Below are 11,646 nucleotides of genomic sequence, written 5' to 3' on the forward strand. Positions count from 1 at the left end.
GGGAGGAGATGGGTGGGGCGGGTGGGGTTGCGTTCGAGCTTCTGACGCAGGTAGCGCATGTAGGTGCGCAGGTATTCCACCTCGTCGCGGTACTCCGCACCCCAGACCTCGGTCAGGAGTTGATCGTGCGGGATGACGCGGCCCGGCCGGCGCGCCAGTGCCACGAGCAGCCGGAACTCGGTCGGCGTCAGGTGGATATCCTCGCCGTCGCGCGTCACTCGGTGGGCGGCCAGGTCGATGACCAGATCGCCGACCGTGAGGCGCGCCGGCCCGGCGGTGAAGCCGCGGCTGCGGCGCAGCACCGCCTGGACACGAGCCAGCAACTCCTTGGCGCTGAAGGGCTTGGTCACGTAGTCGTCGGCGCCGAGCTCGAAGCCCCGGAGCTTGTCCGTCTCCTGGGTCCGGGCCGTCAGCATAATGATTGGTACGTCGGAGAACTCGCGGACGCGGCGGCAGACGTCGAAGCCGTCGATATCGCCGGGCAGCAGGAGGTCAAGCAGGATCAGGTCGGGCGCCTCCAGCGCGACCATCTCCAGCGCGTCGGCTCCGGTGCCGGCGGTCAGTACCCGGTAGTCGGCGGTGCGGAGGATCGATTCGATAAGACGGACCAGGCGCGGCTCGTCTTCGACGACCAGGATCGTGGCGTGGTGTGTCGACGACGGCACGCGCTAGCTCCCTTCCGTGTCTGGCTCGGTCGTGCGGGGCGCCAGCGGCAGGGTAAAGGAGAAGACCGTCCCCTGCCCAACGGTGCTCTCGGCCCAGATACGGCCGCCGTGCGCGCGGATGATGGCGTCGGAAATCGGCAGCCCCAGACCGGTGCCGGCCACACGGCGGCCGTTCGTGCTGGCGCGGAAGTACCGCTCGAACAGCTTGTTCAGGTGCTCGGGCGCGATCCCGATCCCCTGGTCGGCGACGCTGATGACCACCTCATCCCCCGCGACCCGGCCGCTCACGACGATCAGTCCGCCCTGCGGCGAGTACTTGACGGCGTTGTCCAGCAGGTTGCTCAGCACCTGATCGATCCGCAGCGCGTCGGCCATCACCGCCGGGAAGTCGGGCGGGAAGGAGAGGACGAAGCGGTGGCGATCGGTGCGGAGTGCGAGCTTGTCGATGGCGCGGCGGACCATGTGCGGCAGCAGGATCGGCTCCGGCTCGATCCGTAGCGCGCCGGCCTCGATGATCGAGGCGTCGAGCACGTCTTCGATCAGTTGCGTCAGGTGGTCGGTTTCGGCGTCGATGGCCAGCAAGAACTCGCGCCGGGTCTCTTCGTCCCAGTAGGCGTCCTCGAGGAGTAAGGCCGAGGCGTAGCCCTTGATCGACGCCAGCGGTGTGCGCATCTCGTGGGAGAGGATCGCCGCCAGATCCGACCGCAGGTGGGCGCCCTGGCTCGCCAGCCGGCCCGCGGGACGTGCCGCGCGCTGGTGATGGTCGATCGCGGCCGCGATCAGGGACGCGGCACGCCCGGCGCGGGCGTCGTCCCACCAGGCGGGTGGGTCGCCCCTCCGGCTGCCGGCGACGATGGCACCGAGGAGGTGCCCGTCATGGCGGAGCGGCAGGGCGACCTGCCAGGGGGCATCCGCAGGCGCCGGGGCCTCGAAGGGGCCGTCGTCCGCCGCGAGTGTCACATGCCACTCCAGCCCGTCGCCGAGTGCCGCGCTCAGCAGCCCAGGGAGTGCGGTGAGCAGGTCATCGAGGCTCAGCGGCCTGAAGAGACCGCGCACCAGGTCGTCCAGGTCGGCGGTGGTCTGCTTGGTGAGCCCGGTCGTCACGGCCATCGACGTCCTCCATGCCTGATACGCTCGCCCCGCTCGCGGCGTGCCAGGCCCACTGGCACAATGATAGCCCGAGTCGGGCGAAGCCGCGCTGGACGGGTCTGGTAGCATGACCAGAGAGCGGAGCGGTGCTGCTCCGGCGTGGGGATGTGCTCCGGCTCGGAGGAGAACGGCCAGTGGAGACCGTGGACATCGCGAGCAAGATCATCAGCGTGCCGGTGCCCAACGACGGCATCATGGAAGAAGAGACGAACGCCTACATCATCCACTCCCCCGCGGAGGGAGGCCCGGCCGTGGTCGTCGACCCCGGGTCGGCGGCGGGGACCGAGACGATCCTGGCCGCGCTGGCGCGGCTGGGTAACCCACCGGTGCGCGATATCCTCCTAACCCACGCCCACGTCGATCATGCCGCCGGGGCGGCGGCGCTGCGCGAGGCGACGGGCGCGCCGATCTGGCTGCATCCGGACGACCTGCCAGTCGCCGAGCGGCTGAAAGAGCCCCTTCCCGTGGACCACTACCTGGCCGATGGGCAGACCGTCGAGGTCGCCGGGTTGGTCTTCGACGCGGTGCTGACGCCGGGGCACGCCGCGGGGCATATCGTCTTCGTCGAGCGCACCACCGGTGTGACGCTCGCGGGGGATCTGGTACACGGGCGCGGCACGGTCGGCATTTTCCCGCCTTTCGGCAGCATGCGCGCCTACCTGGCGTCGCTCCAGCGCCTGCTCGACCGCGGTGTCACCCGGCTGCTGCCGGGACACGGCCCGGTGATTGAGGACGGCCCGGCCACGCTGCGGCGCTACATCGAGCACCGCCTGGCGCGCGAGGAGGAGATCGCCCGGCACCTGGCCGCCGGAGTCACCACCATCCCCGACCTCGTCGCGCGCATCTATCCCGACCTGGCCCCACGGAACGTGTTCGCAGCCCGGGCGACGGTGTACGCGCACCTGGAGAAACTGATCGAGGACGGGCGCGTCGTCCAGGAGGGCGCGGACGAGCAGGCGACGTACCGGCTGGTCCGTTAGAGCCGCCATCATCCGCGTGCGTTTGAACCCAAAGGGTTGACAAGCCGGCACACGTGTGGTACTGTACATACACGATCCCGAGGAGTCGACCGATGGATCGACGCACAGCTACCGGGGCCCACCCTCGGGGCTGATCCCGACCCAACCGGGAAGCCGGGGCGGTCGGCCGCGAACCAGGAAGCTGGGGAGCGGTCGCTGGCACGAGCGAACCAGGGCAGCCGGCGCTCGCCGGCAAGCCGGGAACGTATCGGCTGGTGGGATAGCGTCGAAACGCAGGCTCGTCGGGATCGTTTTTTTGTGTCCGAGAACCGCTTGATTTCCCCGTGTGACACTCAAAGAACACGCCGGGGGCGACGACTCCTCACCGCGTGACGTGTCCCGCGTCACAACCGGCGGAGATGGAGCACGTCGACGTGCCCTGGCTCGTGGTAGACGGTGAGGCTGCCGACGAAGAGCGCGTGCATCCCGGGGTGCGCGTGGCCGGTGGCGACGAGTTGCTCACCGATATCGTGGACCAGCGTCTCGGTGTCGCTGGCGAACTCCATCACTACCGTCTCCACGCCCCACACCAGCGCGAGCTGGTTCGCGACGAACTCGCTGTTGGTCACGGCGACGATCGGGACGGCCGGCCGCTCGCGGGCCACCTCGCGGGCGGAGTAGCCGCTGCGGGTGATGACGGCAATCAAGTTGACCAGCGTCGAGCGGCGGGCGAGGTCGCTGGCAGCGCGGGCCATAGTTGAGGCGATCGTGTCGGCTCGGTCGCTCTGCGGCCGTGGGCTCACTGGGAAGGCGGTCTCCACCGTGCGGGCGATGCGGTCCATCATCTCGACGGCCTCCACCGGGTACTTGCCGGTCGCCGTCTCACCCGAGAGCATGACCGCGTCGACTCCGTCGAGCACGGCATGGGCGACATCGCTCGTCTCGGCGCGCGTCGGCAGCGGCTGACTGGTCATCGACTCCAGCATCTGCGTGGCGATGATCACCGGTTTCCCGTGGGATCGCGCCACCTCGATGATGTGCGTCTGGGCGATCGGTACCTCCTCCGGCTGGAGCTGCACGCCCAGATCCCCCCGAGCGACCATGAGCGCGTCGGCCACGTGGCTAATCTCGTGGATGGCGCGCAGCGCCTCGGGACGCTCGATCTTGGCGACCACCGCGGCGCGGCCGCCGTGCCGGCGCAGCTCGTCGCGGACCATGATGATGTCCGCCGGGGCCGTGACGAAGCTCACGCCGAGGTATTCCAGGTCGTGCTCCGCGGCGAAGGCGATGTCGGTCGCCTCGGTGGCTGAGAGCGTGCGAGCCGGCGCCGGTACACCCGGCACGGTGACGCCCTGGCGGCCGCGCAGGCGCCCGCCGCGCACCACGCGCGCCGTCACACTGTCTCCCTGACGCGCGGTGACGATCAGTTCGATCAGGCCGTCGCTCATCAGCACCCGCTGCCCGGCGCCCAGCGCGCCGACCAACTCCGGATCGTCGATCGAGATGCGATCGGGCTCCAGGGGATCGTCGCCCGCCGTCAGCCGGACCAGCGCGCCCCGCTCCAACATGATCGCCTCGCCGTCCGCGGCCGGGCCGGTGCGTGGTTTGGGGCCGGCCAGGTCCTGCAGGATGCCGACGTGGCAGCCGGTCTCGCGCGCGACGGCGCGGATGATCCGCACAATCGCGTAGCGTTCCTCGACGGCAGTGTGGGCGGTGTTGATGCGGATCACGTCGGCGCCAGCGCGGATCATGCGCTCCAGCGTCTGCGCATCCCAGGAGGCGGGGCCGATCGTTGCCACGATCTTGGTCTTTCGGGCGCGGCGTGGGACGTTCACGATGCTGGTACTCCTCAACTAACCCGCCGGGCGGGATCGCGCTGCGCCTGCTTTTCGATGGCCCGGCATCCACGATACCACGCACTGGTCGTGCCCGGTAGAGCGGCCGGAAATCGGGCCGACAGTGGGACGACGCGCGTCGGCCATCGCCCCGTGTAGGTGAAAAACTTCACAGAGCGAAAATCACTGTTCTCGCGCACCGAGAACTGGGCGCGTACTCATTAACCGTGAAGTTGTTGCATTCTTAGGGAATTGTCGCTAGAATAGCCTTACTCGCGACAATCCATCACCGTGTTCACATGAGTTCGCATGGATGGGAGGTGCGCCAGAGCCTGGAGAGCAGCCCATGGACATGTCCCGTGCGTGAGCGGGCCGGCGGGCCGGGTATGGGGACTCGCTCGCCTGACACCCTGCTGCAGCCGTGCAGGCCACTCGGCGGGGCATGGGTTCCTGGCCTTGTCGGAGACTACCGCGGTGACTCGCTGCAGATAAGCGTTCCGGCACGCAGTGACACAGGAGGAGGAACCGTATGTCCAGCGGGGCACTTTCAGCGTCCACACCCGCGGATCGTCGAGGGGATGCCAGCATCTTTCGGATCATCGGCGCCTCGGCCGTGGGCACGATGATCGAGTGGTACGACTTCTATATCTTCGGCAGCCTGGCTGCGGTCATATCCCTGCACTTCTATCCCAGCGGTAATCAAGTAGCCGCCCTGCTCGCCACGCTGGCGACCTTCGGGGCCGGGTTCGCGGCGCGTCCCTTCGGCGCGCTCTTCTTCGGCCGCATCGGCGACCTGGTCGGCCGCAAGTACGCGTTCCTGGTCACGCTCTTGATCATGGGCGGGGCGACGTTCGTCATCGGTCTCCTGCCCGGCTACGGCACCATCGGTATTTTCGCGCCGATCTTGCTCGTCACGATTCGTGTTCTCCAGGGCCTTGCCCTCGGCGGCGAGTACGGTGGCGCCGCCGTCTACGTCGCCGAGCACGTACCCGACAACAAGCGAGGCTTCTACACCAGCTTCATCCAGACGACCGCGACGCTCGGCCTGTTCCTGTCCCTGCTCGTCATCCTGGCCGTGCGTGAGTCGATGTCGCAGTCGTCGTGGGAGAGTTGGGGCTGGCGCGTTCCGTTCCTGCTCTCGATCTTCCTGGTCGCAGTGTCGCTCTTCATCCGGCTCCGCCTGAAGGAGTCGCCGCTCTTCACCAAGATCAAGGACGCGGGTCAGACGTCCAAGGCGCCGGTCATGGAGAGCTTCGGCAGCAAGGCGAAGTGGCAGACGATCCTGCTGGTCCTCTGGGGCGCGGCTGCCGGGCAGGCGGTGGTCTGGTACACGGGCCAGTTCTACACGCTGAGCTGGTTGCAGAACGAGTCGACGGCGGGCGTGCCCTTCGTCGACACGAACTGGATCGTCGCCATCGGGCTGGCACTCGGCACCCCGTTCTTCATCGTCTTCGGTGCCCTCTCCGACCGCTTCGGCCGCAAGACGGTGATGATGGCGGGGAACCTGCTCGCCGCGATCTTCACCATCCCGGTCTTCGTCCTGATGCGGCACAACACGCCGGCCGGGGGTGACTACAACCCGGTGGTCCTCATCTTCTGCGTCTTCGTGCTGGTCCTCTTCGTGACGATGGTCTACGGCCCGATCGCCGCCTTCCTCGTCGAGTCGTTCCCGGCGCGGGTCCGCTACACCTCGGTGTCGCTCCCGTATCACATCGGGAACGGCTATTTCGGTGGCTTCCTCCCGCTGATCGCCACGGCGCTGGTCGTCGCCGCGCAGGACAACAGCTCCCTGTCGCAGTACGCGCCGTACGTGGGCCTGATCTACCCGGTCACGGTGGCGGCCATCACCTTCATCGTCGGCTCGCTCCTGCTGCGGGAGACGAAGGACAACACGATCGAGGGGATCGAGACGCGCCAGCGGGGGTACTCGCCGGCCATCTTCGGCTCCCTGGTCGGCCTGACCATCGTGGCGCTGGTGGCGGCGGACCAGTTCCTGATGCCGACGCTGAACACGGAGACCCTCAACGTCCAGTGGTTCTTCCGTATCTTGGCGCTGCTCGTCGTCGTGATCAGCGCGGTGGTCACGGTCCGGCACCGGCGGATCTACGGCATCGAAGAGCAGGAGGATCTGGCTCTCGAAGGGCGCTAACCGCCCCGCACCCCACGCGGTCACCGGACGAGCGCCTGCCGCGTACGGCAGGCGCTCTGTCTTTTGCGCCCGACCCTGACCCCGGGTAGATCACGTGCCGAAACGGAATCCGAGCGGCAGCGTCCGCATCGCGAGAACCATGATAGGATGACGCAGGAGGGTGTCCCGGGCCGCGGTGCGAGGCGGCGGCTCAGCGAGGGGAGGGCGGTATGCCGATCGAACTCACCAGCTACCGCATCGAGAAGCCGGACGACGTCAACATCATCTTCGGGCAGAGCCACTTCATTAAGACGGTCGAGGATCTCCATGAGGCGCTCGTCGGCAGCGTGCCGGGCATCCAGTTCGGCCTCGCGTTCAGCGAGGCGTCCGGCGACCGCTTGGTGCGCTGGAGCGGGACGGACGAGGAGTTGATCGCGCTGGCCCAAAAGAACGTGCTGGGCATCGCCGCGGGGCACTGCTTCCTCATCATGCTGCGCAACGCGTACCCGATCAACGTCCTTCCCGCCGTGCGCGCCGTGCAGGAGGTCTGCACCATTTTCTGCGCCACGGCCAACCCAACGGAAGTCATCCTGGCGGACGTGGGCGAGGGCCGGGCAGTGCTCGGCGTGGTGGACGGGTACAAGCCGCTTGGGGTGGAGACCCCGGAGCAGGTTCGGGCGCGACAGGATCTGCTTCGTCGGTTCGGCTACAAGCTGGGCCCCGGGAGTGCCTAAGCGGCCAACGAGAAGCCGGGCGAGCATCCATATTGCTACGGTTTGGATGAGAAAGGGCCGCATTTGCGTGGCTCTGCCTCACGTGTTGGGGTAGAATCCGGAGTTGAATGCGTGTGCGGCTCGTGCCCGCGGGCCGGGACGGTGATGGGGCGAGGAGACCCCGCCGACCAGCAGCACTCCGGAGCATTCCCCTGGGCACGTACAGCGTCATAGTCTGGAGGCAGTGTAGGTATGACAAGCCCAGACGGCAGCCGAACCAAGGATCTGACGCTGGGGAAGGATGACCTGCTCCATCTCTACCGGCAGATGGTGGCGATTAGGAAATTCGAGGAGCGGGCGGCGGAGCAGTACGCGCACGGCAAGATCGGCGGGTTCCTGCATCTGTATATCGGCGAAGAGGCGATCGCCGTCGGCGCCATCGATGCCATGGAAGACCGCGATCACGTCGTGACCCACTATCGCGATCATGGCTATGCGATCGCGTTGGGGACCGACCCGCGTCGGCTGATGGCCGAGCTCTTCGGCCGCTCCACGGGCGTCGCCGGTGGCCGCGGCGGCTCGATGCACTTTGCCGACCCCGAGCACAACTTCTGGGGCGGCTACGCGATCGTCGCGGGTCACCTGCCGATCGCGACCGGCCTGGCGCTGGCCAGCCAGTACCTCGAACAGAACTACGTCGTCCTCTGCTTCTTCGGTGATGGGGCGACGAACAACGGTGCCTTCCACGAGTCGCTCAACTTCGCGTCCCTCTGGAAGCTACCGGTTCTCTTCATCTGTGAGAACAACCAGTACGGCATGGGCACCGCCGTCGAGTACGCCTCCGCGGTGCGGGAGATGGCGAAGAAGGCGATTGCCTACGACATCCCGGCGGAGCGGATCGACGGCCAGGACGTGCTGGAAGTGCGGGAGGCGGTCAAGAAGGCGCTTGACCACTGCCGCGCGGGCAATGGCCCGTTTTTCCTTGAGGCGCTGACCTACCGCTTCCGCGGCCACTCGATGGCCGACCCCGAGGCGTATCGCACCAAGGAAGAGGTCGAGGAGTGGCGGCGGGAGGATCCGATCCTCCGCTTCCGCGGCAAGCTCCTCGCCGAGGGGGTGGCGACCGAGGATGAGCTGAATGCCATCGACAGCGAGGTCGATGCGCAGATGGAGGAAGCGGTGCGCTTCGCCGATGAGAGCCCGGTGCCGGATCCGTCCACGTTGACCGATTACGTGTACACGGAGCCGGTAGCGGTACGCTAGAGCGACCGCATCGCTCGGAGCAGGGGAGACGACAGGCGACATGGCGCGAGAGATTACTTACCGCGACGCGCTCCGGGAGGCCCTCCGCGAAGAGATGGACCGCGACGAGCGCGTCTTCCTCATGGGCGAGGACATCGGGGCCTACGAAGGCTCCTACGTGGTCACCCGCGGCTTCCTGCAGGAGTACGGCAGGAAGCGGGTGAGGGACACCCCGATCTCCGAGCTGGCGATCGTGGGGCTCGCCAACGGGGCAGCCATGGGCGGGCTGCGCCCGGTGGTCGAGTTGATGACGATCAACTTCAGCCTGCTGGCGATGGACCAGATCGTCAACCACGCCGCCAAGATCCACTACATGTTCAACGGCCAGTTCACGGTGCCGATCGTGATCCGGACCGCCTCCGGCTGGGGGCAGTTGGGCGCGACCCACTCGCAGACCTTTGAGGCGTGGTACGCGCACGTGCCCGGGCTGCGGGTGGTCATGCCGGCGACCCCGAAGGACGCCAAGGGGTTCTTGAAGTCTGCCATCCGCAGCGACGACCCGGTGATGTTCATCGAGCACTCGCTGATCTACCGTAACCGGGGCGAGGTGCCAGAGGGCGAATACCTGCTGCCGCTGGAAGGCGCGGAGGTTCGCCGCGAGGGAACCGATGTCACCATTGTCTCCTGGTCGCGCGGCTACTACCTGGCGATGGGCGCCGCGGAGGAACTGGCGCGCGAGGGGATCGAGGCCGAGGTGATCGACATGCGGGTGCTGCGCCCGCTCGACACCGACACCGTCGTCCGCTCGGTGCAGAAGACCAACCGGCTGGTCATCGTCGAGGAGAGCTGGCGGACCCTGGGCATGGGCGCGGAGATCGCGGCGGCGGTCCAGGAGCAGGCGTTCGACTATCTGGACGCCCCGATCGCACGGGTCGGGAGCGTCGAGGTGCCGATGCCGTACGCCAAGAACCTCGAACGGCTGGTCATTCCCGGCAAGGACGAGGTGGTGGCGGCGGTCCGTGAGGTGTTGTACCGCGATCTCGCGGCAGCCCGCTGACGCGCCGGATCAGCACAGCATCGAGCAGAGGAGCAACGGATGGCCAAGACGGTCGTGATGCCCCAGATGGGCTACGACATGGATGCAGGGACGCTCCTGCGCTGGCTGAAGCAGGAGGGCGAACGGGTCGAGCGGGGCGAGCCGATCGCCGAGATCGAGACCGACAAGGTCAACCTCGAGATCGAGTCGTTCGAGTCCGGCGTCGTCCGCAAGCACCTCGTCAGCGAGGGCCAGACCGTCCCGGTGGGTGAGGCGATCGCCATTGTCGGCGACCCGGACGAGCCGATCGACGTGCCGGAGACCCCGGCGCGGACCGAAGCGACGGTGCCCGAAGCCGGCGCCGCTGCCGCCCCCAGCCCCACCGACGGTGTCCGCGAGGCGCCGCAGCCGGAGCCCCAGCCCCAGCCGGTGGCGCAGGTGGTCGAACGCGCGCCGGGCGAGCGCGTGCGCGCCTCGCCGCTGGTCCGCCGTCTGGCCGCTGAGCACGGCATCGATCTGAGCACCGTCGCAGGCTCCGGCCCCGGCGGGCGGATCGTCAAGGAAGACATCATGCCGCTGATCGGCCGCCCGGCCGCTCCCGCGGTTGCGCCCGAACCGGCGGCTCCGGCCGAGCCCGCTGCTGCCCCGGTCGCGCCGGTCGCGGCTCCCGCAGCAGTGGCCGCGCCAGCGGGCGCGCCGCCGAGCGAGCTGCGCGACCTCTCGCGCATGCGCCAGACCATCGCCCGTCGCATGACCGAGAGCTTCCAGGCGCCCCACTTCTACGTCACCACCACGGTGGACATGGGCGCGGCGCTGGCCCTGCGCCAGCAGATCAACGAGCAGGTCGAGGCGGAGCAGAAGGTCTCGGTCAACGACTTGATCGTGCGAGCCACGGCGCTGGCGCTGCGCAAGTTCCCGATGCTCAACGCGAGCTTCGCGGGCGACCAGGTGCGCGTCTACGAGCGGATCGACATCGCCATCGCCGTCGCGGTGGAGGGCGGGCTGATCACCCCGTTCATCCCGGACACCGACCGCAAGTCGCTGGGCGAGATCGCGACGATCACCAAGGACCTGATCCAGCGCGCCCGCGAGGGTGGCCTGCGCCCCGAGGAGTACCAGGGCGGCACCTTCACCATCAGCAACCTCGGCATGTACGACGTCGAGAGCTTCATCGCGGTGATCAACCCGCCGCAGGCGGCGATCCTGGCGATCGGCAGCATCCGCAAGGAGCCGGTGTACCAGGACGGCGCGTTCGTGCCGGTCGACCTGATGCGCATCACCATCTCGGCGGACCACCGGGTCACCGACGGTGCCGAGGCGGCGCGCTTCCTGGCCGAGGTCAAGCGGTACCTCGAGAAGCCGATGCTGCTGGCGATCAGCTAGCATCGCGGGCCCAGCTCATCCGACGCATCCGACTGGGGCGGGTTTTCCGCCCCAGTCGCGCATTTTGGCAAGCTCGCCCCGCCCAAACCCGAATTCACCAATTCATGGGCTAAGGGGGTTGACAGACGGGCACCGCAGTGCTACTCTGATTATGCGGTCCCGAGGAGTTGTTCGAAGGGCCGGCGCACTTCCAGATCGGCCAACCGATGTGGAAGTTCCAGACCAAACCGGGAAACCGGGGAGGTTGATCGCATCAGAGGCAACGATGATGCGGTCGTCGGTACGGGCCATACGGGAATCCGATGAGGAAACCCGGAGTGGGAGAGACCGGCAGGATGGCGTCGGAAACCACGAGGCTCGTCGGGATCGCGTTTTTGTGCCCCATTCTTGTGCCCTAGAGACAATGATCGATCGCCGTGGTGGCTGTTGGACCGTGGGTGAGTGGTCCGCTTGCACGTTCCCCGGGGCTGGGTGGTGTGACGGATCCCGGATCGCGGCGCGGGGGCGGGGGGGAGGCCCCCCCGCCCCCCCCCCCC

Annotated in this window: 9 protein-coding genes; 6 read left to right on the forward strand and 3 right to left on the reverse strand. The window is 67.9% G+C overall.

What is annotated here, in order from left to right; genetic code table 11:
• Both IRZ30_RS11735 and IRZ30_RS11740 read right to left on the reverse strand, forming a co-directional pair.
• A partial coding sequence (locus tag IRZ30_RS11735; protein ID WP_294085331.1) for a response regulator transcription factor occupies positions 1 to 665 on the reverse strand: 665 nt, incomplete at its 3' end.
• Between the two features lie 3 nt (positions 666 to 668).
• A complete protein-coding gene (locus IRZ30_RS11740; RefSeq protein ID WP_294085333.1) occupies positions 669 to 1,775 on the reverse strand; it encodes an ATP-binding protein in 1,107 nt (368 codons plus the stop codon).
• A 173-nt stretch (positions 1,776 to 1,948) separates the two neighbouring features.
• On the opposite strand from IRZ30_RS11740, the gene IRZ30_RS11745 reads away from it, so the two are divergent.
• Positions 1,949 to 2,794: an MBL fold metallo-hydrolase gene (locus tag IRZ30_RS11745; protein WP_294085335.1), complete on the forward strand. Its 846-nt coding sequence runs from the start codon at positions 1,949 to 1,951 to the stop codon at positions 2,792 to 2,794.
• 383 nt (positions 2,795 to 3,177) lie between these two features.
• Here IRZ30_RS11745 and pyk read toward each other — a convergent pair whose 3' ends face one another.
• Complete coding sequence (pyk, locus tag IRZ30_RS11750) at positions 3,178 to 4,608, reverse strand: pyruvate kinase (protein WP_294085337.1); 1,431 nt, start codon at positions 4,606 to 4,608, stop codon at positions 3,178 to 3,180.
• Between the two features lie 529 nt (positions 4,609 to 5,137).
• On the opposite strand from pyk, the gene IRZ30_RS11755 reads away from it, so the two are divergent.
• The 5 genes from IRZ30_RS11755 (at position 5,138) to IRZ30_RS11775 (ending at position 11,110) form a co-directional block, all read left to right on the forward strand.
• Positions 5,138 to 6,757: an MFS transporter gene (locus IRZ30_RS11755; RefSeq protein WP_294085339.1), complete on the forward strand. Its 1,620-nt coding sequence runs from the start codon at positions 5,138 to 5,140 to the stop codon at positions 6,755 to 6,757.
• A 209-nt stretch (positions 6,758 to 6,966) separates the two neighbouring features.
• Positions 6,967 to 7,470, forward strand: coding sequence for an adenosine-specific kinase (locus IRZ30_RS11760; protein WP_294085341.1), 504 nt, complete (start codon positions 6,967 to 6,969; stop codon positions 7,468 to 7,470).
• A gap of 231 nt (positions 7,471 to 7,701) precedes the next feature.
• A complete protein-coding gene (gene pdhA, locus IRZ30_RS11765) occupies positions 7,702 to 8,712 on the forward strand; it encodes a pyruvate dehydrogenase (acetyl-transferring) E1 component subunit alpha (RefSeq protein ID WP_294085343.1) in 1,011 nt (336 codons plus the stop codon).
• A gap of 40 nt (positions 8,713 to 8,752) precedes the next feature.
• Entirely contained in the window at positions 8,753 to 9,748 is a 996-nt protein-coding gene (locus tag IRZ30_RS11770) for an alpha-ketoacid dehydrogenase subunit beta (RefSeq protein ID WP_294085345.1), read from the forward strand.
• A gap of 39 nt (positions 9,749 to 9,787) precedes the next feature.
• Positions 9,788 to 11,110: a dihydrolipoamide acetyltransferase family protein gene (locus tag IRZ30_RS11775; protein ID WP_294085346.1), complete on the forward strand. Its 1,323-nt coding sequence runs from the start codon at positions 9,788 to 9,790 to the stop codon at positions 11,108 to 11,110.
• Positions 11,111 to 11,646: the final 536 nt, after the last annotated feature.

It is taken from the genome of Sphaerobacter sp., from assembly GCF_019683595.1.
GTDB lineage: Bacteria > Chloroflexota > Chloroflexia > Thermomicrobiales > Thermomicrobiaceae > Sphaerobacter.

What these genes read in the sequence shown, in the direction of transcription:
- IRZ30_RS11740 (WP_294085333.1), bottom strand. Translation starts at nt 1,775, where the DNA reads ATGGCCGTGACGACCGGGCTCACCAAGCAGACCACCGCCGACCTGGAC.
- IRZ30_RS11755 (WP_294085339.1), top strand. Translation starts at nt 5,138, where the DNA reads ATGTCCAGCGGGGCACTTTCAGCGTCCACACCCGCGGATCGTCGAGGG.
- IRZ30_RS11760 (WP_294085341.1), top strand. Translation starts at nt 6,967, where the DNA reads ATGCCGATCGAACTCACCAGCTACCGCATCGAGAAGCCGGACGACGTC.
- pdhA (WP_294085343.1), top strand. Translation starts at nt 7,702, where the DNA reads ATGACAAGCCCAGACGGCAGCCGAACCAAGGATCTGACGCTGGGGAAG.
- IRZ30_RS11770 (WP_294085345.1), top strand. Translation starts at nt 8,753, where the DNA reads ATGGCGCGAGAGATTACTTACCGCGACGCGCTCCGGGAGGCCCTCCGC.
- IRZ30_RS11775 (WP_294085346.1), top strand. Translation starts at nt 9,788, where the DNA reads ATGGCCAAGACGGTCGTGATGCCCCAGATGGGCTACGACATGGATGCA.